Origin of the sequence: Xanthomonas sp. LMG 8993 (assembly GCF_009835065.2) — a bacterium.
GTDB lineage: Bacteria > Pseudomonadota > Gammaproteobacteria > Xanthomonadales > Xanthomonadaceae > Xanthomonas > Xanthomonas arboricola.
Genome location: NZ_QVIF02000007.1, coordinates 1 through 23,637 on the forward strand (window position 1 = coordinate 1; position 23,637 = coordinate 23,637).

Consider the following 23,637-nt stretch of genomic DNA (forward strand, 5'->3'; position numbering starts at 1 on the left):
TCACCGCGCCGGAGCGCGCCGCAACGCGTCGATCACCCCCTTCAACCCGTCCGCAAGCCGACGCTGTCGTAGGAGCGTGCCCGCGCGCGACGGGGCGTTACCGAGAAGGCCTGGTCGCGCGCAGGCACGCTCCTACACAAGCGTGTCACCGCGCCGGAGCGCGCCGCAACGCGTCGATCACCCCCTTCAACCCGTCCGCAAGCCGACGCTGTCGTAGGAGCGCGCCCGCGCGCGATGGGGCGTTACCGACAAAGGCCTGGTCGCGCGCAGGCACGCTCCTACACGGGTGTGTCAGCGCGTCAGATCGTGCCGCAATGCGTCGATCACCCCTTCAGCCCGGCCGCAAGCCGACGCTGTCGTAGGAGCGTGCCCGCGCGCGATGGGGCGTTACCGAGAAGGCCTGGTCGCGCGCAGGCACGCTACTACTCGGGCGTGTCAGCGCGCCAGGTCGTACCGCAACGCATCGATCACCCCTTCAACCCGTCCGCAAGCCGACGCTGTCGTAGGAGCGTGCCCGCGCGCGATGGGGCGCTACCGAGAAGGCCTGGTCGCGCGCAGGCACGCTCCTATACGGGCGTGTCAGCGCGCCAGGTCGTGCCGCAACGCATCGATCACTACCTTGATTGCGCGCGAGGATTGGCGGCGGCTGGGGTAATAGGCGTGAGCCATCGAACGGCTCGCACCAGTCCTCCAGCACGCGGCGTAGCCGGCCGGCGGCGATGTGCCCTAGCGCCATGGTTTCCGGCAAGAACGCGGGTCCGCCGCCGGCCAACGCGGCAGGCAGGATGGCGCTGCTGCCGTTGAAGGTCCATTGGCCGTCCACGCGCACCTTGACCTCGCGGCCGTCCTTTTCGAAATCCCAAGGCAGCAGGCCGCCATGGGTGGGCAGGCGCAAGCCGATGCAGTTGTGCCGGGCCAGCTCGGCCGGCGCGGCGGGGATGGTGTGGTGCACGAAGTAGTCCGGCACCGCCACCACCGCCATGCGCTGCACCGGGCTGATCGGCACCGCGATCATGTCCTTGGCGACCTGGTCGCCCAGCCGGATGCCGATGTCGTAGCGCTCGGCAACGATGTCGGCCAGCCCGTAATCGACGGTGACCTCGATCTTGAGGTCGGGATAGTCGGGCAGTACGTTCGACAACCCCGGCCAGAGATAGGCATCGGCGGCGTGGCCGGCGGTGGTGATACGGATGGTGCCGGCCGGCTTGTCGCGGAAGTCGGTGAGCGCGCATGCCATTCATGCCGCTGCATCATGCGCGATGGTGCGTGATGGCTTCAAATCTGAGATGTCATTGCCGCATTGATGCGCTGTGTTTCTAGGTGCATGCGCGGTTGCCCGGGTAATGCCGGCGCACACGCGCGCTACAGTGCAGGCACTTGGATCGAGGAGCACTGCCATGAATCTGTTCGCAACTGCGATGTCGCTGTCGATGATGGCCGCCGTCACGCCCGGTGGTGAAGAGCAACAGGCGATCAGGGTGAGCAAGGCCGGTGGCGCCGCATCTGCGGCCGGCCCGGCCGACTATTTCACCGGCAAGGTGCGCATCGATGCGCCCTTCCAGGCCGACGCGCCGGCGCGGGTGGGCGGCGCCACGGTGACTTTCGAACCTGGCGCGCGCACCGCCTGGCACACCCACCCACTGGGGCAGACGCTGATCGTCACCGCCGGTGCCGGGCGCGTGCAGGAATGGGGCAAGCCGGCGCAGCAGATCCGCCCGGGCGACATCGTGTGGATTCCGCCGGGCGTCAAGCACTGGCACGGTGCCAACGCCACGGTGGCGATGTCGCATATCGCCATCGCCGAAGCGCAGGACGGCTCGCCGGTGACCTGGCTGGAGCAGGTCAGCGAGGCGCAGTACGCGGCCGAGTGACACGGCGCTCAACGATGACGTGGTGCGGTCTGCCGCGTCATCGTAGGTGATGCATGTCGCTTAGTGCAGGAGCGCGTGACTAGGCTCCGCTGCGTCACTGCGCACGAATGAGCTTACGCCGCTTGTGTCGCAGCCTGTGCCCCGGCACGCAACCGTTGCGCGTCACGTGCGGGCGGCGCGCCGAGAATGCGTGCGTAGTCGCGACTGAATTGCGAGGCGCTCTCGTAGCCGACGCGAAAGCCGGCATCGGCGGCATTCAGCGCTTCGGCCAGCATCAGCCGGCGCGCTTCGTGCACGCGCAGATGCGAGCGATATTCCAGCGGCGTCATCGAGGTGACCGCCTTGAAATGCGCATGAAAGGTGGAGCGGCTCATTGCCGACAGATCGGCGATCTGCTCGATGCGGAAGCGCTGTGCGTAGTGCTCGCGCAGCCAGACAATGGCTTTGGAAATCTGGTTGAGCCGACTGTCGGCGATGGCCATCTGGCGGACCACCGCATTGGCCGGATCGGCCATCAGGCGATAGAGCACTTCGCGCAGGACCAGCGGTGCCAGCGCGGCGATCTCCTGCGGTTGATCGAGCAGACGCGCCAGCCGCACTGCAGCGTCCTGCAATGGCGGGGTGCTGTGGTTGAGCAACAAGCCGGCCTGCGCCGCATCGCGTTGCGGCTCCACCAGCTCCGGGTGGCTGACGGCCAGGTCGCTCAGCACGGCGGTGTCCAGATCCAGGCAGAAACACAGATACGGCTGCGCGGCGCTGGCCTCGATCACCGAACCGACGATCGGCAGATCCACCGAGGCCACCAGATACATCTGCGGGTGATAGAGATACGCCGCCGCGCCCAGCATCGCCTGCTTGCGGCCTTGCGCCACCAGGCACAACATCGGCGTGTAGACCGTGGGCACCGACACGGTGGGCGAGGCGCTGCGCATGATCTGCAGCCCGGCAATCCGGGTGGCGTGCATGCCGTCGCCAGGAGCATGGCGCAGCAGGATGTCGGTCATCTCGGTCAAGGCGGACATGCAGGACTCGGCGGTGGCACCAGGCGGCTCGGCCGCGATGCCGTCGATCGTACAAGACCCACCGTCATGGAGCCCGCATGCCGGCCGCAGCAGCGGCAAGTTGGCGCCGGCACAGGCTGTCAGGCCCGCGCGACCGACGCCCGACAATCGCAGGCCAGACACGATCCTGCGCTCACACACGCGCCGTATCATGGGTGTCTGTTCCCGTGACCACCCCGTCCCATGCCCGCAAAACGTTCGACCATCCCCGCACCGGCAAGCCCGGCCGACTGGAAGGCGCTCGAGGCCGCCGCCACGGCCGAACTTGCGCGCCGCACGGCGCAAGCGCATCAGCAGATTCTGGGATTGTTGAACACGCATGGGCATCTGCTCAGCGAAGCGCAGCGGCGTGGATTGCACCGGCGCTTGCTGCGTGCGGGACGCTAAACGGAGCCGCTAGGACGCCAACCACATCCTTGACGCTAGAGCGACGGTGTCAACGTGGCTGCCGCACGCATTTTGCTGATTGGTGAGTCGAGTGTGCGGTGCCCTCACCACTTGCGGGACACGCCGTGAATCCGTCCGTGGAGATTCCTTGGCGGCATCCACGCCGCCAAGGGTCCCGCAACCGGCGAGGACACCGCACCAGAAAGGTGGTCGGCGCTCGCATAAGAGCTGCTTGTCGCGCGAAGTGCATTGGTCGTTGACTGTTGGGCCGCGCAGGTACATCGCTATCCAAATGCACATGACGCACTGCGCTTGCCCATGCGCACCGACCATCCCGACTGGTTGTCGTTAGAGATGCATCGGGCGTTGAGCTGGCACATCGGCATCAAACAACGCGCACCTGGCACTGCTTTTAATCGTGCACACCGACCATCTAGACAGGTCCTTGCCCGCCTACCGTCGCGGGACCTTACGCGGCATGGATGCCGTGTAAGAGCCTACAGGGACGTACTTGCGGCGTGTCCCGCGAGGGTAGGCGGGCAAGGGCCCTGCAGCCAAGCTACAGATCGCCCGCTTTACAGCTGAGCTATCCGCAACGCCGTAGATCGTCCACCCCACCTTGCGGCGTGTGCTGCGAGGGTGGGGGGCAAGGGCCCTGCAGCAAGGCGGCAGATCGCCTTCCTTACAACTGATCTATCCGCAACCCCCCATATCGGGCTCTCCGGCTTGCAACGTGCTCCGCGGTGGTGAGCGGGCAGGGGCCCTGCAGCAAACTCGCAGATCGCCGGCTACCACTGATCCGACAGCGCGACTCGACCGAATCCAGCCACTAATCAACCAAGATGTTGATTAGCAGCCACGCATCGATCCACGTCCAGCAAGGACCGGCAAACGCAAGCAACGCGCTCGCGTTCAACCGCCAAGCTCCCACGGCGGCACTTCGCCCAGGCGTTCCTGCAGAAAATCCACGAATGCACGCACACGCGGCGGCTGCAGCTGGCGCGCCGGCATCACCGCGTTGATCTGCGAGGTTGGCGGCGGGTAATCGGGGAGTACCTCCACCAACCGGCCGTTGCGCAGCTCCTCGGCGATATGCCAGTACGAATGCAGCGCGATGCCCTGGCCGGCGACGGCCGCATCGCGGATCAACTCACCGAAATTGCTTTCGAAGCGGCTCTGCATGCGCACGCGTACCAGGCCGCCCTCGGGCGTTTGCAACTGCCAGACATCCTGGCGGCCGTCGCGGCCCATCAGCAGCACGCCGGCATGCCCGGCCAGGTCGTCCGGCGTGCGCGGGGTGCCATGGCGCTGCAGATAGTCGGGCGAGGCGGCGAGGGTGCGGCGGTTGTCGGCGATGCGCCGCGCTACCAGCCCGGAGTCGTCCAGCGGGCCGATGCGGATCGCCAGGTCGAAGCCTTGCTTGACCAGGTCCACCAGGTCGTCGCTCAGGTGCGCACTGATGTGCACGCGCGGGTGACGGGCCTGGAATTCCGGCAGCAAGGGCGATACGTATTGCCGCCCGAACGAGGCCGACATGGTCATGCGCAGGATGCCGCCGACCGCGTGTGCGCTCTCGCGCAGATCGTCGGCCAGCGCGTCCAGATCCTGCACCAGCACGCGGCCGCGCTCGGCCAGGCGTTGGCCTTCGGGGGTGGGGTGCAGCCGGCGCGTGGTCCGGTGCAGCAGGCGCACGCCCAGGTCGCGCTCCAGCCGCTTCAGGCGCTGGCTGGCGACCGCTACCGACAGGTCCAGGCTGCGCGCACCGGCGGTGATCGAGCCGGAATCGAGCACGCGTAGGAACAGCGCGATATCGCCGAGGCGGTCCATGCGATTCTCAATGATTGCTTGATAGTGAATCAGGATAACAGGGGTTTTTGCTTAGGACGCTGGAGCGCAGGCTGTGGGTTGTCTTCCCTGGTCCATGCCCATGTCCGCTTCCGCGCGTTCTTCCCGTTTTCCGCCAGCGCTGCTGGCGCTGACCATCGGTGCCTTCGGCATCGGTACCACCGAGTTCGTGATCATGGGCCTGCTGCAGCAGGTGGCCACCGACCTGGGCGTGTCGCTCAGCGCCGCCGGCCTGCTGATCAGCGGCTATGCGCTGGGCGTGTTCGTCGGGGCGCCGGTGCTGACGCTGGCCAGTGCGCGGCTGCCGCGCAAGGCGGTGCTGGTCGGCTTGATGGCGATCTTCACCCTGGGCAACGTGGCCTGCGCGCTGGCGCCGGACTACACCAGCCTGATGATCGCACGCGTGCTGACCTCGCTGGCGCACGGCACCTTCTTCGGCGTGGGCGCGGTGGTGGCCACCTCGCTGGTCCCGGCCGAGCGCCGTGCCTCGGCGATCTCGCTGATGTTTGCCGGCCTGACCGTGGCCACCCTGTTGGGCGTGCCGGCCGGCGCCTGGCTGGGTCTGCAGCTGGGCTGGCGGGCGACGTTCTGGGCGGTTGCGGTCGTCGGCGTGCTGGCCACGGCCGCGGTGGCACTGTGGGTACCGGCGAACGCAGGCGCGGCCGCGCCGGTGTCGTGGCGTCAGGAAGTGGCGGTGCTGGGACGCGGGCAGGTGCTGCTGGCCCTGGCGATTACGGTGGTGGGCTATGCCGGCGTCTTCGCGGTATTCACCTATATCCAGCCGTTGCTGGTGGACGTGAGCGGTTTCGCGCAGACGGCGGTCTCGCCGGTGTTGCTGGTCTTCGGCGTCGGCATGATCGTGGGCAATCTGCTGGGCGGGCGTCTGGCCGACCGGCGCCCCACCGCCGCGTTGCTGGGCAGCCTGGCGGCACTGGTGGTGGTGCTCGCCGCGATGGGCCTGGTCCTGCACAACAAGACCGCGATGGTGGTGTTCGTCGGGCTGCTGGGCGTGGCCGCCTTCGCCACCGTGGCGCCGCTGCAGTTGCGCGTGCTCGAGCATGCACGCGGTGCCGGCCAGAACCTGGCTTCCAGTCTCAATATTGCCGCGTTCAATCTGGGCAATGCGCTGGGCGCCTGGCTGGGCGGTGTGGTGATCGCCACCCATGCCGGCCTGGTCGCCACCCCGTGGGTCGCCGCGCTGTTGAGCGCGCTCGGCCTGGGCATCGCGTTGTGGAGCGTGCAACTGCAACGCCGGCGTGCCGCCGCGCCGGGCGTGTGCGCGCAGGCGGGTTGATTCGTTTTTTAGGCACGAGCGCAGTGACCGCGCAACCGGCAGCCCTGCGCGCTCGCGCGGGTGATCGGCGAGCGGAGCCTGGCGCCTGGCATCGCGCGTGGCCGGATCGACCGCCAGCGCGCGGATTTTCCTTCGGTTTCAAGGAGCATTGCGATGGAGACACGTTTTCTCGGCCGTTCCGGTTTCAAGGTGCCGGTGCTCGGTCTGGGGGCCGGTACCTTTGGCGGCAAGGGGCCGCTGTTTTCTGCATGGGGCGATACCGATGTGGCGCAGGCGCAGCGCATGATCGACCTGTGCCTGGAGGCGGGCCTGAACCTGTTCGACACCGCCGATGTGTATTCGGACGGCGCCTCTGAAGAGATCCTCGGCCAGGCGCTGCAGGGCCGCCGCGATCAGGTGATCCTCTCGACCAAGACCGGCCTGCGCCTGGGCGATGGGGCCAACGACGCCGGCGCCTCGCGCTTCCGCCTGTTGCGTGCGGTGGATGCCTCGTTGCGACGCCTGCGCACCGACTATATCGATCTGCTGCAGCTGCATGCCTTCGACGCGATGACGCCGGTGGAAGAAACCCTGTCCACGCTGGATGGGCTGGTCCGCGCCGGCAAGGTGCGCTACCTGGGCGCGTCCAATTACGCCGGCTGGCAGCTGATGAAGTCGTTGGCGGTGGCCGATGCGCAGGGCTGGAGCCGCTTTGTCGCCAACCAGACCTATTACTCGCTGGCCGGGCGCGACTACGAATGGGAGCTGATGCCGCTGGGCATCGACCAGGGCGTGGGCGCGGTGGTGTGGAGTCCGCTGGGCTGGGGGCGCCTGACCGGCAAGCTGCGCCGCGGCCAGGCATTGCCCGAACACAGTCGCCTGCATGCCACCGCGGCCGCCGGCCCGGCGATCAGCGACGAGCGCCTGTTCGACATCGTCGATGTGCTCGACGCGATTGCCGACGAGAGCGGCCGCAGCGTGCCGCAGATCGCCATCAACTGGCTGCTGCAACGGCCCACCGTGAGCACGGTGCTGATCGGCGCACGTGACGAAGCGCAGCTGCGCCAGAACCTGGGCGCGGTGGGCTGGTCGCTGACGGACGCGCAACGCGCGCGCCTGGATGCGGTGAGCGCGGTGGAGCCACCGTATCCGTACTACCCGTACTGGCGCGGGCACTTTGCCGAACGCAGCCCGCTGCCGGTGTGATGCCGCATCACAATGGCCGTGCCGTGCGCGGAACTACCTCGGGACAGGGCACCTTGATGTCTCGAAAGAGCCGGAAGAGCGCATCCGGGTTGAATGGCGGATGCGACAGGGCGTCGATCGGCTCCCGGTGCGCGGTTGCGCAGCCGATGCCGGCGGTGAGAAAGCGCAGTGGTCGCATGGCCGCGAAGGCGTAGCAGCTGGACCACTGGCACAGGCAGGCATGCGCCGCGCCTGCGTTTCCGCGTTGCGCGTCCAAGGACGTGGCCGCGCGCTCGGACGTGGACCGCGCGACAGCCGTGGGCTGCCGCGCGGGATGACGTCTTGGCTTGCCTACCAGCGATACGCCACCGACATCTGGTACTGCCGTCCGGCGATCGGCCGGCCCATGAACACGCCGCCGGTCGCTGCACCCGGGACACGCACATTGCCTTCGGTCAGGCCCAGCGTGTCGGTGACGTTGCTGCCGCTGGCGGTCACTTCCCAGTGCTCGCCCACATGCAGGTTGGCGCCGATGTCGAGCATGTCGTAGGACGGCAGCCGCTGGCTGTTGGCCAGGTCCGCAAAGCGGTCGCCGATGTAGGAATAGGTGGCAAACACCTTGAGGTCGCCGAACGGCAGCATCCAGTAATAGCTGGGCGTGATGCGGAACTGGCGCTTGGGCTGGCGCATCACCTGGTTGCCGGTGAACTCGCGGTAGTTGCGGTACTTGGCATCCAGCCACACCCCGGTGCCGGCCAGCTCGAAGCCGCCGAACGGGCGGATGGCACCTTCCACCTCCAGCCCGCGCGCACGCGAGTCGCCAACGGTGGTGAAGTTTTCACCATTGGCCAGGAACGCCTGGAACGGCGAGTTCTTGAAGGTGTTGTAGAACGCGGTCAGGTACAGGTCGTAGCTGCTGGCACCGGACTTGAGCCCGAGTTCGTACTGATCCACTTCCTGCACGCGATTCTGGCCATCGCGCAGATTGTCGAAGCCGGGGAACTTCACCCCTGAATTGACGCGTGCGAACAGGCTGTTGTGGGTATCGAGCGTGAAGTTCAGCCCCGCCGTCCAGGAGAACGCCTCATCGTCCTGGTCGATGCGGCGCGTGCTGGCCAGGGCGAGCGAGGTGGCGTTGTCGTACAGCGTGTCCGGGTTGCCGTCCAGATCGACGGTGGCGGTGTCGTGCACATCGCCGGTGACGCTCTGGCGTTCGTAGCGGGCGCCCAGGTCCAGGCGCAGCCGCGCGTTGAGCTCCCATTCGTCGGCGACGAAGGCGGCGATGTTCTCGCCATCGTAGTTGGCGCGCAGGTTGAAGAACGCGGTGCTGGTGAAACCCTGGCGCGTGGCCTGCTGGCCGTTGTCCAGCGCCAGATCGATCCGGCGCGCGTTGTTCTGCGCGGTAAGCAGCATGGTGTTGCCCAGGTACCAGGTGTCGGCCGAGGAGTACTTGGCATAGTACGCACCCACGGTGAGCGTGTTGCCCGTAAACAATTCGCGGCTCAGGCGCAAATCGTTGGTGACCGAATTCAGGCGCTTGTCCACCGACCACCAGCCGGCTTCCAGCACTTGCTGATTCGGATCGACGACGCCGCCGCCATTGGTGAAGCTACCGCTGCCGGTAGTGCCGTAACTGGCGATGAAATCGCTCAATCGCACCGGCGCATCGCCGGTGAACAACGCATAGGTCGGTGCGCTGCCGCTCATCACGTTGAAGCGGTCGGCAATGGTCCAGTCGCCAGTCTCCCAGTTAAGTTCGCCACCGAACACATCGATGTTGACGCCGCGGCCGTCAGCCAGATCGCGACGGATGGTCTGTCCATCCGGCCCGACTAGCAGGTCGACATTGCGGAAGTCGCGGCCGAGCAGGGTGCCGGTCTGCGCATTCAAACCGGGGAAACTGGACAGGTCGTTGCCGTTGTTGCGCGACAGCAGCGGAATGGCGGTATAGAAGGCATTGTTGTCGTCGGTATGCCGCGCGTAGAACGACAGCTCGCCGCTGTCCCAGCGCTTGCTCAAGGTGGCGCTGAACTGGCCACCCTTGTCGGCGGAAAACTGCGGGTCGCGCACGCCGTCGGTTTCGCGAAAGAAACCGCCCACGCTGTAGTACCAGCCATTGCCCATCGGCCCGCTGTTGAAGACATCGATGCGGCGCAGCGCGTTGTTGCCGCCGGTCAGGCGTACGCTGCCTTCGGGCTCGTCCTGGCCTTTTTTCTGGATGAAGTTGACCGTCAGGCCCGGTTGACCGTTGGAGAAGATCGGGCTGGAGCCGCCACGCAACACCTCCATGCGCTCGACCGTGTCGTCGACGCGAAACAGCGTGGAATTTTCCAGGAACGACAGGGTCGGCGGCGGAAACAGCGGCGAGCCATCCAGTTGCATGGTCACGAACGGCGCATCGCCTTCGGATGGTATGCCGCGCACGAAGATATTGGCGCCGGTGCCGCCACCGCTGGGCTCGGCCCATACGCCGGGCACGATCTTCAGCAGGTCCGCAGTGCTCTGCGGCACGGCCTGCTGGATCTGCTCCGGGCTGGCGGTGGTGATCGAGAAGCTGGCATCGCGCTTGGCCAGGCCCTTGAAGCGCGCGGTGCCGCTGACGATCACTGCATCCAGCGTGGTGGCCTCGCTGCGCGGCTCGGCGGTGGACGTCTGCGCATGCGCGGCAGGCGCAAGCAGGGCGCCGATGGCAAGGGACAGGGCATAGCGGGGCATCGATGCGGTCATGAAAGCTCTCCTGGGATGACGTCGCAGCTGGCGGCAATGCGCGCGTCGTACACGCGCCGCCAAAGGGTGACCGGCAGCACGTCACAGTGGCCGGTCGCGCAACGCAGCGACACACGTCGCGCTGTTGTTCTAACGGAGTTGCCGGCAAAAGCTGTTGTGCGCTGCGGCACTCGGTGCAGGCGATATGCTCGCCATCGATCAATGCGGCAAGGCGCCAGACAGCGCGTGCGCAGTGCACGTGTGTCGCTATCGGATTGCGTGTGGGTCGTTCCAACGCGCACCACAGCGGCAGCTGATGCGAACCATCGTCGCGGCACGATGGCTTTTGCGTATGCGCTGCCAGGCACCGTGCAATGGCGCAGCGATGTCGCTGCGGGCATGCGCGCGCTTGCGCCTGCTTTACGCTGCTGCGCGTACCGGCGCGGCTTCGCGGATTGGCAGGTTGATCAGTGCGGCGATGACTGCCAGCAGCATGTCGGCGTACCACATCCAGCTGTAATCGCCGAAGCGCTCCAGCGCCAGCCCGCCCAGCCACGCCCCGAAGAAGCCGCCGATCTGGTGCGACAACAAGGTCAGGCCGAACAAGGTGCCCAGGTAGCGCGGGCCGAACAGTTTGCCGATCAAGCCCGCCGTCGGCGGCACCGTGCCCAGCCAGGTAAAGCCCAGTGCCGCGGCGAACAGGTAGAAGGTCAGCGGCGTCGGCGGCGCGATCAGGTATAAGCCGATCAGCACCGCACGGCTGGCATACAAGGCGCACAGCAGCCACTTCATGCGGATGCGTTCGCCGAGCTTGCCGGCGACCAGGCTGCCGGCCACGTTGAACAGGCCGATCAACGCGATCGACACCGCCGACACGCTGGCGGGCAGGCCGCAGAGCGCGATCTCGCCGGGCAGGTGCGTGACCAGAAACGCGATATGCACCCCGCAAGTGAAAAAGCCCAGATGCAGGCACCAGTAACTGCGATCGCGCAGGGCAACCTGCAGTTGCGCACGCAGGCCGATGTCGTCGTTTGCGATCGGCATGTGCGTGCCCGGCGGCGGCGATCTGCGTCGCAGCGGCCAGGCCAGCGGCAAGGTCAGCAAGGAGATCATTGCCAGGCCGGTCATCGCCCTGGCCCAGCCGGCGGCGCCGATCATCAGCTGCACCAGTGGCGCAAAGACGAACTGGCCGAGCGAGCCGCCGGCATTGATCAGCCCGGCTGCGAACGAACGCCGCTCCGGTGCGAGCCGGCTGGCAGTGGCACCGATCAGCACCGAAAAACTGCCGGCGCCCGCACCGGCGGCAGCCAGGATGCCCAGCGAGACGATCAGGCCCCACTCGCTGGCCAGCCACGGGCTCAGTCCCAGGCCCAGCGACAACAGCACGCCGCCGAACAGCAGCACCGGCAGTGGCCCGCGCGCATCGGCGATCGCGCCGAATACCGGCTGCACCGCGCCCCAGACCAGTTGCCCCACCGCCAGCGCGAAGCTGATCGACGCGATGCCGATCCCGGTCTGGCGATGGATCGGCTCCACGAACAGGCCGGTGGTCTGGCGTGCGCCCATCGTCAGCATCAGCATGGCCGAGGCGGTGAGCAGCAATCCCCACTGCGCGCCGGTGCGGGCGCTCACAGACGTGCTCATGCCGCTGCCTCCGCGTCCAGGGCCGCATCCAGTTGCATCAAGGTGGCGTGCAGCTGCGCGGTGGAAGCGCTGCCGAACAGCGTTTCCAGCTGCTTCTGTGCGCGTTGCCAATGCGGCAGGGCGCGCACCAGCAGCCCGCGCCCACTGCGGCTCAATACCACCAGTTTCTGGCGCGCATCCTCGCCGCGACGTGCCTGCACCCAGCCCGCCGCCAGCAGCGGCTTGAGATTGCGGGTCAGCGTGGTGCGATCCATGCCCAGCGAGTGCGCCAACGCGCCCAACGGCTGTGCGCTGACCAGCCGGCGCAGGATCGAGTACTCGTTGAGGCTCAGGCCTACCTGCGCCAGGGCATGGTCGTACAGCTGCGAGGTACGCCGTGCGGTGCGGCGCAGCTGGAAGCAGGTGCAGGGGCCGGTCCCGGACATGGCGATGCTCCACGAGGATGCTCGCACTTTGCGTGCATATGCACCTATTGGCAAGCGCGTGGCGAATGTGGGGCGCTTGTCCGTCGAAGCAGGACCGATCGAGTCTGCGTGGGAAGACCGCCCGACCCGCGGCAATGACGGCGCTGGCACATGCGTTGGTGTGCACCGGCAGCCTTGCTATCGGCCGACGCCGGCAAGCGGCATCGAGCTTGATTGGTGAGCGGGGCGTCTAGCCAGCCCGTGCAATGCAGCGCATCGGCTATTCGCTGCGAGCAGCATTGCAGGGCAGGGCTGCCATCGCCCCGCCGCTGCGCGCAGCACTGCAGAACGCCGAGGCCGGCAGCCCCGCCGCCGGACATGACGAGGCCGCCCGAAGGCGGCCTCGCTTATGACGGCGGGAGAGAGGTACCGTCAGAAGAACAGGCGCACGCCGAACGAGGCGCTGCGGCCGGGAAGCATCACGTCGTCCTTGAGGAAGGAGGTGTGCACGCGGGCGTCCTGGTTGGTCAGGTTGTTGCCGTCCAGGAACACTTCCCACGCGTTGCTGCCACGGTCCACGTGGTAGGCCAGATGCGCATCGACGAAGGTATAGCCGTCGGTCGGGGTTTCGTTCACCGCCACCTTGTCCTGCTTCATGGTGCGGGTGGCGCCGAGCGAGGCGCGCCATGCATCGGCGTTCCAGCGCATCTGCGCGCCGACGCGGCCCGGTGCGATGCGCGGCAGGTTGCCGCCATCCTTCAGGCGCGCACGCACGGTGTCGCCGAACACGCGCAGATCCCACGCGCCGGTGTCGTTGTCGGCCAGATGGAAGGTGGCCTCGCCCTCGAAACCGTGGAAGACCGCATCGTTCTGCGTCCACTGGCGGATCGGAAGGAAGTCGTTGTCTTCTTCGTTGAACCATTGGCCGCCGGTATCGACGATGTAGACAAAGTCGTTGTAGCGGTTGTAGTACGCGGCGATCTTGGCATCCACCCATGCGTTCTGGAAGTTCAGGCCCAGCTCGGCCTGGTTGGCCTTTTCGGTCTTCAGATCCGCATCGCCGATCTCGTAGGCGAGGGTGGCGATGTGCGGGCCGTTGGCGAACAGCTCTTCCTCGGCCGGTGCGCGTTCGGCGTGGTCGAGGTTGGCGGTCAGGCGCCATTGTTCGTTGAAACGGAAGCCGCCGCTGGCCGAGAAGCTGGTCGGGGTGAAGTCGCGGTCCACGCCGATGTCGGTGCGGTACTTGACCTTGTCCACGCGCGCGCCGACTTCGGCGGTGACGCGCTCCCAGCTGTTGCGCGCGACGCCGAACACGCCGAGCGAGCGGGTGTCGGTCTTGGGCACGAAGGATTCCTCGCCGATCGCCTGGAAGGTGGTGTCGCTGCCCTGCAGGCCGAATGCGGTCTGCCAGCCGCCGCCGAAGGTGAAGGACGCTTCCACGCGGCCTTCGTTGGCGCGCTTGGTGAACACGGTGCCGACTTCGGCGCCTTCGAATTCGGTGTGCGCGTAATCGGTGTGGCCGAAGCTGTAGCGCAGCGCGCTGCCTTCGCCCCAGGGATCGGTCAGCCCGCCCTTGAGGTCGTAGCGGTCCTGCTGCAGCTTCAACGACACCCCGCGCTCGCCGATCGTCGGGTCGCCCGGCTCGCCGGGGTTGCCGTAGTTGTCACGGAAGCGCGAGGCCGACAGGCCGACGAAACCCCAGTCGCCGGACAGCGAGGCGCCGACCGAGCCGACCTTGGAGTCGATCCAGCTGTTGAGCTGGCGCCCCTGCGGGGTGTCGTAATCGTTCTGGTTGCGGTACACGCCGTCGGCATGGATCGACAGGCCGCTGCCATTGCCGGCATCGACGCGGAACATGTCGGTGTTGCCGTCCTTGTCGCCGCCGTCGAAGCGCACTTCGGCGCGGCCGCTGAAGCCGTCCACCGGGGTTTCGGCAATGCGCCCGTCGACCACGTTGACCACGCCGCCGATCGCGCCGGAGCCGTACAGCAGCGTGGACGGGCCCTTGAGCACCTCGATCTGGTTGGCCAGGAACGGCTCGATCGCCGGGGAATGGTCCTGGCTGACCGTGGACACGTCCTGGGTCGACAGGCCATCGCGCAGCACCGCCACGCGCGGGCCGTCCAGGCCACGGATGATCGGCCGGCCGACGCCGGGGCCGAAGTTGGAACTCTGCACGCCGGGCAGGCTGGCCACGGTCTCGCCCAGGCTGGAGCTGCGTACCTCGTCCAGACGCTCGCCGGCCAGTACCTCGACCGGGCGGCTCAACTCGCCGGCCGCATCGCGCAACGGGCTGGCGGTGACCACGACCTTGTCCAGGTCCTTGACATGGCGGCCACTGGAAGCGGTGGCGTCGTGGCGCGTGTCCGAGCTGGGCGGGGTCTGCGGGTCGGCGGCTGCCGGTGCGTCCTCGGCCATGGCCAGGGCGGGCGTCAGCAGGCTGGTCAGCGCCAGCGAGAGCGTGGAGCGGCGGAACGAGAAAGCGAGGCGAGGGTGCATGGCGGGCCGGACTCTGTGATTGTTACTGTATATCAATGATAAGGCGCAGCTTGGCTGCTGTGCCGACGGCAGGACCCGCTCACCTGCGCGATGCAGCGGTGCGGGTCTGGAACAAGGAAGATGTTATATTATTCCACGTCGCCGCGAGCCCCTGCTGGAAGTCATGCCTCTACCGTCCCTTCGCCATGTGCTCGACCGCTTCGGTGCGACCGGTTCGCTGCTATGCGCCGTGCATTGCGCGGTGCTGCCGCTGGTGCTGGCCCTGGCCCCGTCGTTGGGCCTGTCGTTCTGGCTGGGCGATGGGGTCGAACTGGCCATCGTGGTGTTCGTGACGCTGCTGGGGCTGTTCAGCCTGGTGCTGGGCTATCGCCGCCACAAGGCGCTGCACGCGCTGGCACTGTTGCTGCCGGGCTTGTTGCTGCTGTGGGCCGGCCTGCTCTACGACCCCTTGCACCACGCGGTGGTGCCGCATGCAGTGGTGATGACGCTCGGCGGCGCGCTGGTCGGCATCGCCCACCTGGTCAACCTGCGTCTGAACCACGGGCACGCCCACGTCCACGACGCCAGCTGCGCGCACTAGCCCGGGCTGCGCGGGCAGGGCCTACGTGGTAGGCTTGCCGGCCTTGCGCGAGGGCGCCGCCGGCGTAAACCTCGCCAGACCCGTGTTCAGCGCGGGGATTTTGTATTCAGTATTCACATTCAGGAGTCGACGAACATGGGTAAGGGTGACCGCAAGACCGCCAAGGGCAAGCGCTACAATTCCAGCTACGGCAATTCGCGTTCGCACGCGGTGAGCAAGGTTGTCGTGGGTGCAGCTGCCCCGGTTGCCAAGAAGGGCGTGGTCAAGGCGCCGGCCAAGAAGGCTGTTGCCAAGAAGACCGTTGCCAAGGCCGGCTGATCCCTAGCCCGCTTCGCGACACCAGAACGCGGCGCTTGCGCCGCGTTTTTTTATGTCCGGCATCGGCGCAGACGCGCGCTGCAGCGCTCGCCCGAGCAGCCATTCCGCTACCGGCCTGCGTCGAAGCGGCGACCTGCGCGCCGCTGGCGTCGGTTCGCGCATGGCACGGCAGCGCCGGCCGCAATGCGCGGCGGTCACGGCCGGCAGCTGCACACTGCGGTCGGTCGGCCCTGCGCCGCTCTCCCGCCTGGGATGTTCAGTGCGTCGTCGCCGTAGCCGGCGAGGTGCGGGACGGCGTCGGCGCCAGCAACTGTTCGGCCAGGCCGCGATAGATCGGCGTCTTGCACACCAGCCCGGACATTGCGCGCGCGATCAGCACGGTGGCCAGGATCGGCAACAGCATCTGGCTGGTGTCGGTCAGTTCCAGCGAGATCACCGCCGAGGTCAACGGCGCCTGGGTCACGCCGGTCAGGTATGCGCACATGCCCAGCAGCACGAAGGTGCGCGGGTCCACGCCCGGCATCAGCACAGACAGGTTGTGACCGATGCCGGCACCCACCGCCAGCGCCGGCGAGAACAGCCCGCCCGGAATGCCGGCCAGGTAGGAGACCAGGTTGGCCACCAGCTTCATCAGCCCGAATTCGTGGCCGACCACTGCATGGCCCTGCACCAGGCTGCGCGCCTGCTCGTAGCCGGTGCCGAACGCGCCTTGCCCGAACACCAGTGCCAGCCCGACCAAGGCCACCCCGCACAGCGCGGCCAGCAATACCGGATGGCGCTGGCGCAGCGTTGCCAGCCAGCGCGGTTTGCCGCTGACGCTGGCCAGCACCAGGCGCGCGAAGATGCCGCCGAGCAGGCCGGCCACGCTGCCGCATAGCGCGATCGCCAGCCAGGCCTGGCCCAGCGGCAGGGCCACCGCCACCTTGCCGAAGTAGGTGTAGTTGCCCAGCAGGCCCAGCGATACCACGCCACCGACGATCACCGCAGTCAGCAAGGTGCCGGAGAAGCGGTGCTCGAAGCGCCCGCTCAATTCCTCGATCGCAAACACCACCCCGGCCAGCGGCGTGTTGAACGCCGCGGCGATACCGGCCGCGCCGCCGGCGAGCAGAAAATGCGAGAGCTCGCGCGGATCGCGAAACCCGAACCAGCGCCCGAACACATGCATCAGGCTGGCGCCGACATGCACGGTGGGGCCTTCGCGTCCGACCGAGGCGCCACCGAGCAGCGACAGGGTGGTCAGGGCGAGCTTGCCGATCGACACGCGCAGCGACAGATTGGTCTGGCGAAATGCGGCGTCGTCATGTTCCAGCGCCGCGATGACCTGCGGGATGCCGCTGCCGCGCGTCGGCCGCATCGCGCCGGAGGTGAGCCAGGCCAGCAGGGCGAAGATGCCCGGCGTCAGCAGCAGTGCCCACCAGATCGAATGCGCGGTGATGCGCTGGAACAACTGGAAGGCGGCGTCGCTGGCCTTGGCGAACACGATCGCCACCAGTGCTACTGCGATTGCGCCGCCCCAGAGTGCGGCGCGACGACGCCAGCCTTGGCTGGACAACAACGGCCGCAGCCGAAGCCGGCGCGGCGAGGGATCAGGAGCAGACATGGCACCATTGTCGCATCCGCGCAGCGCGGCCGCGACGCGTCACTCAGCGACCGGCGGCCGGCGGCACGCGCAGGGCCGGCAGCAGCGTGGCGGGATTTCCATCATTGGGCGCGGCGGGAATGCCCAGCAGCCGGGTCATCAGCGCATACACATCGACGTTGTCGAAACCCGGCAAGCTCTTGCCCTGCGCCAGATCCGGGCCCTGCGCCAGGAACACCGCGCGCATCGACGGCAGCGCCGGATCGAAACCGTGCGAGCCGCGCATCTGATCGCGCGGGCGCTTGGCCAGCTTGTCCGGGAACAGTGCATCCCAGCCTTCGTGCATCTGGCACACGATCGGCGGAATGCGCGGATGCGTGCCGTAGTGCCAGCGTGCCGGCAGCTCCGTCTTGCGCCAGCAGTCGTACTGCGCATGCGCACCGAGCAGGCCGGCTTCGGCGCGGGCCTGCTGTCCCGGCAATGGCGCAAAGCCGATCACCTGCCCGTCGGTCACGGCAGTGGCGATGTCCGGGCGCGCCATGTCTTCCACGCTGATCGCATGCCCGGGCGCCACCTCGGCCATGCCGTGGTCGGAGACCACGACGATATTGGTGCGCTCGCGCGTGCCGTCGCGCTGCATGCCGGCCAGCAGCCGGCCGATCGCGCCATCCACCGCACGCACGTTGTCGGCGTATTCGCGCGACTCCGGGCCGTGGTCGTGGCCGGCTTCGTCCACGTGTTCGAAATACAGCGTGACCAGGCGGTTGCGGTCGGCACCGGAGGCGGCCAGCCAGCCCCGCACTTCGTCCACGCGCGTGTCCAGGCTGGTGCCTTCTTCGTAATGGCGCCAACGCGTGGGGCGCACGCCGCCGATCGCCGCCTCGCTGCCCGGCCACGACCAGGTTGCGGCATGCAGGCCATGGGTTTCCGCACCTACCCACAGCGGCTCGCCACCCCACCAGCGCGCATCGCCGACGGCATCCTGCTTGCTCAGCCAGAAGCCGCCCAGCGTCGCATCGCGCATGCTGTTGTGCACGATGCCGTGGTGGTCCGGGCGCAGGCCGGTGACCAGCGTGTAGTGATTGGGAAAGGTCAGCGACGGGTACGACGGCGTCATCCAGCGCGCACGTACGCCGTCGTGTTCCAGTTGAGACAGATTCGGTGTGATGCCGCGATCGAGCATGTCCGCGCGCAGCCCGTCGATGGAGATCAGCAGCACGCTGTGCGGTACATCGCTGTGCGGTGCGCCGGCCGACGCGGGCGCCGCCGGGGCGGGCGCTGGCGTACTGCGCGAAGGGGCGTGAGAACTACAGGCCGCGAGCAGTGCGAGCGCGGCAAACACAAAACGTCGATCGATCATCGCGCCAGTTTACGGCCTGGCAATGACGTCGCGAAGTCAGCGCGTGCCGGCGGCGGATGCGGCGAACAGATCGTCGGCCGCTGCGCCCTGGCGCGGTGACCAGCCTTCCATCTGCAACAAGGCCTGCTTGGTCGGCAGACCGCCGCCGAAGCCGGTCAGCGCACCATTGGCGCCGATCACGCGGTGGCAGGGCAGCACGATCGGCAATGGATTGCGCCCATTGGCAGCGCCGACCGCGCGGCTGGCGGCCGGGCGTCCCACCGCGTGCGCGAGTTGCGCATAGCTCCAGGTCTGCCCGAACGGAATCTGCGCCAGCGTATGCCAGACCTGCAGCTGAAACGGCGTGCCGGTCGGGGCCAGTGGCAGGTCGAAGCTGCGCCGCCCGCCATACAGATAGTCGAGCAATTGCTCGCGCGCCTCGCGCACCAACGGCGCATCGGGGTCGTGCTGCCAACGCGCGCGGCCGACCGCGTCGTAGCGGTTCTGCGCGAACAGGATGTGGTGCACGCCGGCAGCATCGGCGGCCACGCTGAGCGCGCCGATCGGCGAGGGAAAGGTGTCGTAATACAACGTGCTCATGAGCGGGTGTCCTTGCGATCGACAGCGAGATGCCACAGGTGCAATACGGCGTAGGCGCGCCACGGCCGCCAGGCCTGCGAGCGCGCTTCGGTGGCACGCTCGCTCAGGCGCTCGGGCGTGCCGAGCACCTGCTGCAGGATCAGGTCGCCGGCCGGAAACGCGTCCGGATGCGACAGCGCACGCATGGCGACGTAATGCGCGGTCCACGGCCCGATACCGGGCAACGCGGTGCAGGCGGCGACGAACTCGGACAGGCGCTGGCCGGCGCCGAAATGCAGCTGCCCTTGCGCGCAGGCCGAGGCCAGCGCCCGCAGCGTGGCCGCGCGCGCCCGCGGCAGACCGAGTTGTTCCAGCGGCGCCTCGGCCAGCTGTGCCGGGGTCGGAAAGATGCGGTCCAGGCCGGGCGGCATCTCCAGATGATGGCCGCCATGCCGGTCGACCAGCCGCGCCGCCAGCGTTGCCGCGCCGGCCACGCTGATCTGCTGGCCCAGCACGGCGCGCACGGCCACTTCAAAACCGTCCCAGCCACCCGGCACGCGCAGCCCGGGGCGGCGCGCGATCGCCTCGGCCAGCAGCGGCTCGGTCGCCAGCGTGGCGTGCACCGCCTGCAGGTCTGCATCCAGATCGAACAGGCGGCGTACCCGCCGCACGATCTGCGGAATCTGGCGCGGGTCGGTGGCGCCGATGCGCAGTAGCAACTCCGCACGCTGCGGCGCCGCGCTGACCTCGATCAGCGTTGCGTTGCCCGGCGTGCCGATCACGCGCCGGTAGCCGCTGGCGTCGACCTGCTCGATGCCGGGAATCGCGCGGCGTTGCAGGAATGCCAGCATCGCCGGCAGATCCAGCGGCGGGCGGTAGCCCAGGCGCAGGGTCAACTCGCCACCCGGGACCTCGGCACGCTGCTTGCGCAGCGCCGATGGCGGCATCCCGCAGCCTTCCAGGAATGCGGCATTGAAGCGACGCAGGCTGTTGAAGCCGGCCGCCAGCGCGACCTCGGTGACTGGCAATGCGGTCTCGGTCAGCAGTTGCTTGGCCAGCAGCAGCCGGCGCGTGCCGTGCACCTGGATCGGGGTGGCACCGAGCTGCTGCACGAACTGCCGCTGCAGCTGGCGTGCGCTCAGGCCCACTGCGTCGGCCAGGGTCTGCACCGGCTGCTCCTGCAGGGCACCGTCGGCAATCATCGCCAGTGCGCGTTGCACGCTCTCTTCGCCCAGATGCTGCTGCGCCTGCGGCGACAGCTCGGGGCGGCAGCGCAGGCAGGGCCGGTAGCCGGCGGCACTGGCTGCCGCCGCGCTGGGGTAATAGCTGATGTTGCCCGGCTTGGGCGGCGGCGCCGGACAGACCGGGCGGCAGTAGATGCCGGTGCTGCGCACCGCGGTGAAGAACAGCCCGTCGAAGCGTGCATCGCGCGCCAGGCGGGCGCGGTCGCATTGGAGTCGGTCGGGCGTGACGGTCTGCATGGCGCCAGTCTATGCGCTCGCCCCGACCCCGGCTGGCCGTTTTCGGACAGGGTTGCACCGGGCCGCCGCGTTCATGGCAGGGTCAAACGCTTCGCCCATTCAGCCATAGACTGAGGGTGATCTCCGTCGCGGTCCGTTGCCTGACATTATGCTGAAACTGCTCTGCCTGTCCCTTTCATGCGTGCTGGCGCTGGCGGCCTGCGACCGCACCAGCACCTCGGCCGATGCCGCCGCGACGCAACAGAGTGGCGCGGGGCAGGGCGATGGCGACCATATGGTGTCGGTGGATACGCCCGAGCCGGTGGCGCCGCCGCGGCCGCGTGCACAGGCCGGCGAAGCCAGCTGGCCGCAGGCGGAGCTGGACGCGGGCAAGGCCTGGATCAGTTGCGCCACCGATTACAGCAGCGAAGCCGGCGACGGCACGCTGCTGCCGGCGCTGGACCGCGCCAGCATGGAGGCGGCGCTGGCGCCGTGTCGCGACACCGGCCTGCTGCGGGTGCGCTACGCCGGCAAGATCAACGCCGGCTTTGCTGCGTTGGTGTGGCGGCTGGCCGCGGTGGCCGAGCAACTGCGGCTGCCGCATCGCATCCTGGACCTGGATTCCAGCGGCGGGCAGGTGGAAGCAGCGATTCGCGCCGGCGATGTCATCGGCGAATCCAACTGGACCATCTGGGTGCGCGAAGGCTCGATCTGCCACAGCGCCTGCGTGTTCGTGCTGGCCGCCGGCGACAACCGGCTGGTGGCCGGCAAGGTCGGCATCCATCGCATGATGCGGATCAGTTCCAAGGCCACCTCGCGCGCGGAACTCAATCGCGAATTGCGCGAGGTCTACGGCAACGTCAAGGATTATCTGGAGCGCAACGGCGTGGCGGTGGCGGTGGCCGACCTGATGATGACCGTGCCCAACCGCAGCCTGCGCCTGCTGACGATGGACGAGCTGCGCGAGTACGGGCTGGATGGCACCAACGCGGTGCAGGACGACCTGGAGCGCATCCGCCAGATGCGCAAGTGCGGCGACGCCTTCGTGCGCCGCAAGGACGCGTTTCTGGTTGCCTTCGACCAGAAGTGCAAGGGCGAGGGCGCCGATCTGGAGGCGGTCAATGCCTGCGGCCTGGCCTTGAAGCAGCGCTTCGGCTTCCCGGATGCGGCCTGCCCGGAAGAAAGCCCGCTGGCCGAAACCGATGCCGCCGCGCTGCCGGCCACCGCCGCAGCGCAGGCCGCGCCGGCGGCCGACGCGGAGGCAGGAGCGCCAACTGCGGCACCGGCCGCAGAGTCGGCTGCCGAGCCCGCAACGGACCCCGCCCAGGGCGAGGGCTGAGCTTCACACCCACCGCACTGCCGGCTGCCTATGGTCGCGGCATACCACGGAGCCGGGGGGCGACATGCTTGGAAAGACGAAGGGCGTTGCGCTGGCATACCTGCCATCGGCGCTGCTGGTGCTGGCCGGGTTTGGCGTGGCCGAACTGCTGCAGGTGATCGCTGCGGCCAGCCATGTGCAGTGGCCGGCGACGCTGGCGGTGTGGCTGAGCCTGGCGGCCCTGATCGCGGCCATCGCGCGCGCACTGTGGGTCAGTTGGCGACTGTGGCGGCCACGCGGCGTCGCGGCGGTTCCGCCCGGCGGCGACATCTGATTTTTGAGTCAAGGCGTGCGTTCCCGGCACCCGGCTCGCGCGTCGCTTGCACACTCACCTCACCATGCAGCGCAGGTCTTAAACTGCCGCACTCGCCGCAAACCCTGCGGCGGTTCCCATCCGTTTGCTAAGCACAAGGTCATCTGCCCCATGTTCCGTCCTCGTCTGCTTGCCGCACTGCTGTTGGCTCCCTCGCTGGTCCTGGCACAACAGCCGCAGACGGCTGCACGTCCGGCCGCCGCTCCCCAGGCGGCGCCCACGGCCAGCCCGGCGCAGCAGGCGCAGCTGACCAAACAGAACACCGAGATGACCCAGGCGGCACTGCGGGTGGCGCAGATGGTCGATGCCAACCAGGTGGCCTCACTGTGGGATGGCGCCTCCAGCGTCGCCAAGACCGCGGTCAAGCGCGATGTCTTCGTGAGCCAGATCGGCGCCGAACGTGCGCGGCTGGGGGCGGTGGTCGGACGCGGGCAGGGCTCGGTGACACGGGTCAAATACGCTGCCGGCGCGCAGGTGCCCGAAGGCCTGTACGTCAACGTCAGCTTCCCGACCCGGTTTGCCAAGGCCCAGCAGCCGGTGCGCGAGCTGGTGTCTTTCCGCCTGGACGAGGACAAGACCTGGCGGCTTGCCGGCTACAGCCTGCGCGCGTCGATCAAGTGATCTTGCAGCTCATCGGGAGACCCGCGTGGAACTGACCATCGAACTACAGATGCTGGGCTGGGCCATGGTGCTCGGTCTGGTGCAACTGCTGGCCGCCTCGGCCAGCATGACCGCCCAGCGCGGGACCAAATGGAATGCCAGCGCCCGCGATGGCGACCCCAAGCCCCTGACCGGCGTCGCGGCGCGGCTGGATCGCGCCTTCCGCAATTATCAGGAGACGTTCCCGATCTTCGCTGCTGCGGTACTGGCGGTGAGCGTTGCCGGGCGTACCAATGCAGACACCGCACTGGGCGTGCAGCTGTACCTGTGGGCGCGCGTGGCTTACGTGCCGGCGTATGCGGCAGGCATTCCTTACCTGCGCAGCGCAATCTGGGTGGTGTCGTTCTGGGGCATCGTCAAGCTGGTGCGGGCGTTGCTGGGCTGGTGACGCAGGCCGGGCTGCGTGCGCGCAGCCTGTGGTGAGTGGCTGAGAAAACGCAGCGACAGATCGCGCCTGCGACTGCGTTGGGCTGCCTGGTTCGGTCACTGCTTGATCCTGATCAAGTCCGGCCAGCACCACTGCCATTAAACTGAGAGCCGCTACCAAGACGGCTGC

20 protein-coding genes and 1 pseudogene are annotated in these 23,637 nt (G+C 68.0%); 10 read left to right on the forward strand and 11 right to left on the reverse strand.

The window, feature by feature from the left end; genetic code table 11:
- Positions 1-579: 579 nt before the first annotated feature.
- Positions 580-1,228, reverse strand: a pseudogene (locus tag DYQ94_RS13540) (LysR substrate-binding domain-containing protein); the annotation flags it as partial.
- Positions 1,229-1,397: 169 nt separating this feature from the next.
- Between DYQ94_RS13540 and DYQ94_RS13545 the strand changes: the two are divergent.
- Positions 1,398-1,871: a (R)-mandelonitrile lyase gene (locus DYQ94_RS13545; protein ID WP_024939905.1), complete on the forward strand. Its 474-nt coding sequence runs from the start codon at positions 1,398-1,400 to the stop codon at positions 1,869-1,871.
- A gap of 113 nt (positions 1,872-1,984) precedes the next feature.
- Here the strand turns inward: DYQ94_RS13545 and DYQ94_RS13550 are convergent, their stop codons facing one another.
- Positions 1,985-2,893: an AraC family transcriptional regulator gene (locus DYQ94_RS13550; protein WP_043088272.1), complete on the reverse strand. Its 909-nt coding sequence runs from the start codon at positions 2,891-2,893 to the stop codon at positions 1,985-1,987.
- Between the two features lie 222 nt (positions 2,894-3,115).
- Here DYQ94_RS13550 and DYQ94_RS13555 point away from each other — a divergent pair, with 222 nt between their 5' ends.
- Entirely contained in the window at positions 3,116-3,319 is a 204-nt protein-coding gene (locus DYQ94_RS13555) for a hypothetical protein (protein WP_024939907.1), read from the forward strand.
- Between the two features lie 912 nt (positions 3,320-4,231).
- Here DYQ94_RS13555 and DYQ94_RS13560 read toward each other — a convergent pair.
- The gene (locus DYQ94_RS13560; protein WP_016902329.1) at positions 4,232-5,146 is read right to left on the reverse strand and encodes a LysR family transcriptional regulator; all 915 of its coding nucleotides are present in this window, start codon (positions 5,144-5,146) and stop codon (positions 4,232-4,234) included.
- A 100-nt stretch (positions 5,147-5,246) separates the two neighbouring features.
- Between DYQ94_RS13560 and DYQ94_RS13565 the strand changes: the two genes are divergently transcribed.
- Together DYQ94_RS13565 and DYQ94_RS13570 are read left to right on the forward strand one after the other, a co-directional pair.
- Entirely contained in the window at positions 5,247-6,458 is a 1,212-nt protein-coding gene (locus DYQ94_RS13565; RefSeq protein ID WP_126965910.1) for an MFS transporter, read from the forward strand.
- A 153-nt stretch (positions 6,459-6,611) separates the two neighbouring features.
- A complete protein-coding gene (locus DYQ94_RS13570) occupies positions 6,612-7,643 on the forward strand; it encodes an aldo/keto reductase (RefSeq protein WP_126965911.1) in 1,032 nt (343 codons plus the stop codon).
- A 330-nt stretch (positions 7,644-7,973) separates the two neighbouring features.
- On the opposite strand, the gene DYQ94_RS13575 is transcribed toward DYQ94_RS13570, so the two are convergent.
- The 4 genes from DYQ94_RS13575 to DYQ94_RS13590 all read right to left on the reverse strand — a co-directional run bounded on the left by DYQ94_RS13575 (position 7,974) and on the right by DYQ94_RS13590 (position 14,875).
- Positions 7,974-10,349 (reverse strand): TonB-dependent receptor, encoded by a 2,376-nt coding sequence (locus DYQ94_RS13575; RefSeq protein ID WP_160954505.1) that lies wholly within the window; start codon positions 10,347-10,349, stop codon positions 7,974-7,976.
- A gap of 399 nt (positions 10,350-10,748) precedes the next feature.
- Positions 10,749-11,972 (reverse strand): MFS transporter, encoded by a 1,224-nt coding sequence (locus DYQ94_RS13580; RefSeq protein ID WP_160954504.1) that lies wholly within the window; start codon positions 11,970-11,972, stop codon positions 10,749-10,751.
- A complete protein-coding gene (locus DYQ94_RS13585) occupies positions 11,969-12,397 on the reverse strand; it encodes a MarR family winged helix-turn-helix transcriptional regulator (RefSeq protein ID WP_126965914.1) in 429 nt (142 codons plus the stop codon). Before DYQ94_RS13585 ends, DYQ94_RS13580 begins: the two co-directional genes overlap by 4 nt.
- Before the next feature lie 411 nt (positions 12,398-12,808).
- Complete coding sequence (locus tag DYQ94_RS13590; RefSeq protein WP_054591549.1) at positions 12,809-14,875, reverse strand: TonB-dependent receptor; 2,067 nt, start codon at positions 14,873-14,875, stop codon at positions 12,809-12,811.
- Between the two features lie 163 nt (positions 14,876-15,038).
- Here DYQ94_RS13590 and DYQ94_RS13595 point away from each other — a divergent pair, with 163 nt between their 5' ends.
- Together DYQ94_RS13595 and DYQ94_RS13600 are read left to right on the forward strand one after the other, a co-directional pair.
- On the forward strand, positions 15,039-15,455 hold the full coding sequence (locus DYQ94_RS13595; RefSeq protein ID WP_024939915.1) for a MerC domain-containing protein: 417 nt from the start codon (positions 15,039-15,041) through the stop codon (positions 15,453-15,455).
- Between the two features lie 135 nt (positions 15,456-15,590).
- The gene (locus DYQ94_RS13600) at positions 15,591-15,773 is read left to right on the forward strand and encodes a 30S ribosomal protein THX (protein WP_016904806.1); all 183 of its coding nucleotides are present in this window, start codon (positions 15,591-15,593) and stop codon (positions 15,771-15,773) included.
- Positions 15,774-16,029: 256 nt separating this feature from the next.
- Here DYQ94_RS13600 and DYQ94_RS13605 read toward each other — a convergent pair whose 3' ends face one another.
- From DYQ94_RS13605 to DYQ94_RS13620, 4 genes are read right to left on the reverse strand one after another with little or no spacing between them, the layout of a single operon-like run.
- Complete coding sequence (locus DYQ94_RS13605; protein ID WP_054591548.1) at positions 16,030-17,373, reverse strand: chloride channel protein; 1,344 nt, start codon at positions 17,371-17,373, stop codon at positions 16,030-16,032.
- Between the two features lie 43 nt (positions 17,374-17,416).
- Positions 17,417-18,712 carry an alkaline phosphatase family protein gene (locus DYQ94_RS13610; RefSeq protein ID WP_126965915.1) on the reverse strand — a complete coding sequence of 432 codons (1,296 nt, stop codon included), beginning with the start codon at positions 18,710-18,712 and terminating at the stop codon, positions 17,417-17,419.
- 36 nt (positions 18,713-18,748) lie between these two features.
- Positions 18,749-19,291: a methylated-DNA--[protein]-cysteine S-methyltransferase gene (locus DYQ94_RS13615; RefSeq protein ID WP_126965916.1), complete on the reverse strand. Its 543-nt coding sequence runs from the start codon at positions 19,289-19,291 to the stop codon at positions 18,749-18,751.
- On the reverse strand, positions 19,288-20,751 hold the full coding sequence (locus DYQ94_RS13620) for an AlkA N-terminal domain-containing protein (RefSeq protein WP_126965917.1): 1,464 nt from the start codon (positions 20,749-20,751) through the stop codon (positions 19,288-19,290). The genes DYQ94_RS13615 and DYQ94_RS13620 overlap by 4 nt, the downstream gene beginning before the upstream one ends.
- Before the next feature lie 148 nt (positions 20,752-20,899).
- Here DYQ94_RS13620 and DYQ94_RS13625 point away from each other — a divergent pair, with 148 nt between their 5' ends.
- The 4 genes from DYQ94_RS13625 to DYQ94_RS13640 all read left to right on the forward strand — a co-directional run bounded on the left by DYQ94_RS13625 (position 20,900) and on the right by DYQ94_RS13640 (position 23,469).
- The gene (locus tag DYQ94_RS13625) at positions 20,900-22,069 is read left to right on the forward strand and encodes a COG3904 family protein (RefSeq protein WP_126965918.1); all 1,170 of its coding nucleotides are present in this window, start codon (positions 20,900-20,902) and stop codon (positions 22,067-22,069) included.
- A 64-nt stretch (positions 22,070-22,133) separates the two neighbouring features.
- Complete coding sequence (locus DYQ94_RS13630) at positions 22,134-22,382, forward strand: hypothetical protein (RefSeq protein WP_054591543.1); 249 nt, start codon at positions 22,134-22,136, stop codon at positions 22,380-22,382.
- A 150-nt stretch (positions 22,383-22,532) separates the two neighbouring features.
- The gene (locus DYQ94_RS13635) at positions 22,533-23,042 is read left to right on the forward strand and encodes a DUF4019 domain-containing protein (RefSeq protein WP_047126840.1); all 510 of its coding nucleotides are present in this window, start codon (positions 22,533-22,535) and stop codon (positions 23,040-23,042) included.
- Positions 23,043-23,067: 25 nt separating this feature from the next.
- Positions 23,068-23,469, forward strand: coding sequence for an MAPEG family protein (locus DYQ94_RS13640; protein WP_065049842.1), 402 nt, complete (start codon positions 23,068-23,070; stop codon positions 23,467-23,469).
- Positions 23,470-23,637 lie beyond the last annotated feature (168 nt).

What these genes read in the sequence shown, in the direction of transcription:
- DYQ94_RS13545 (WP_024939905.1), top strand. Translation starts at nt 1,398, where the DNA reads ATGAATCTGTTCGCAACTGCGATGTCGCTGTCGATGATGGCCGCCGTC.
- DYQ94_RS13550 (WP_043088272.1), bottom strand. Translation starts at nt 2,893, where the DNA reads ATGTCCGCCTTGACCGAGATGACCGACATCCTGCTGCGCCATGCTCCT.
- DYQ94_RS13555 (WP_024939907.1), top strand. Translation starts at nt 3,116, where the DNA reads ATGCCCGCAAAACGTTCGACCATCCCCGCACCGGCAAGCCCGGCCGAC.
- DYQ94_RS13560 (WP_016902329.1), bottom strand. Translation starts at nt 5,146, where the DNA reads ATGGACCGCCTCGGCGATATCGCGCTGTTCCTACGCGTGCTCGATTCC.
- DYQ94_RS13565 (WP_126965910.1), top strand. Translation starts at nt 5,247, where the DNA reads ATGTCCGCTTCCGCGCGTTCTTCCCGTTTTCCGCCAGCGCTGCTGGCG.
- DYQ94_RS13570 (WP_126965911.1), top strand. Translation starts at nt 6,612, where the DNA reads ATGGAGACACGTTTTCTCGGCCGTTCCGGTTTCAAGGTGCCGGTGCTC.
- DYQ94_RS13575 (WP_160954505.1), bottom strand. Translation starts at nt 10,349, where the DNA reads ATGACCGCATCGATGCCCCGCTATGCCCTGTCCCTTGCCATCGGCGCC.
- DYQ94_RS13580 (WP_160954504.1), bottom strand. Translation starts at nt 11,972, where the DNA reads ATGAGCACGTCTGTGAGCGCCCGCACCGGCGCGCAGTGGGGATTGCTG.
- DYQ94_RS13585 (WP_126965914.1), bottom strand. Translation starts at nt 12,397, where the DNA reads ATGTCCGGGACCGGCCCCTGCACCTGCTTCCAGCTGCGCCGCACCGCA.
- DYQ94_RS13590 (WP_054591549.1), bottom strand. Translation starts at nt 14,875, where the DNA reads ATGCACCCTCGCCTCGCTTTCTCGTTCCGCCGCTCCACGCTCTCGCTG.
- DYQ94_RS13595 (WP_024939915.1), top strand. Translation starts at nt 15,039, where the DNA reads ATGCCTCTACCGTCCCTTCGCCATGTGCTCGACCGCTTCGGTGCGACC.
- DYQ94_RS13600 (WP_016904806.1), top strand. Translation starts at nt 15,591, where the DNA reads ATGGGTAAGGGTGACCGCAAGACCGCCAAGGGCAAGCGCTACAATTCC.
- DYQ94_RS13605 (WP_054591548.1), bottom strand. Translation starts at nt 17,373, where the DNA reads ATGTCTGCTCCTGATCCCTCGCCGCGCCGGCTTCGGCTGCGGCCGTTG.
- DYQ94_RS13610 (WP_126965915.1), bottom strand. Translation starts at nt 18,712, where the DNA reads ATGATCGATCGACGTTTTGTGTTTGCCGCGCTCGCACTGCTCGCGGCC.
- DYQ94_RS13615 (WP_126965916.1), bottom strand. Translation starts at nt 19,291, where the DNA reads ATGAGCACGTTGTATTACGACACCTTTCCCTCGCCGATCGGCGCGCTC.
- DYQ94_RS13620 (WP_126965917.1), bottom strand. Translation starts at nt 20,751, where the DNA reads ATGCAGACCGTCACGCCCGACCGACTCCAATGCGACCGCGCCCGCCTG.
- DYQ94_RS13625 (WP_126965918.1), top strand. Translation starts at nt 20,900, where the DNA reads ATGCTGAAACTGCTCTGCCTGTCCCTTTCATGCGTGCTGGCGCTGGCG.
- DYQ94_RS13630 (WP_054591543.1), top strand. Translation starts at nt 22,134, where the DNA reads ATGCTTGGAAAGACGAAGGGCGTTGCGCTGGCATACCTGCCATCGGCG.
- DYQ94_RS13635 (WP_047126840.1), top strand. Translation starts at nt 22,533, where the DNA reads ATGTTCCGTCCTCGTCTGCTTGCCGCACTGCTGTTGGCTCCCTCGCTG.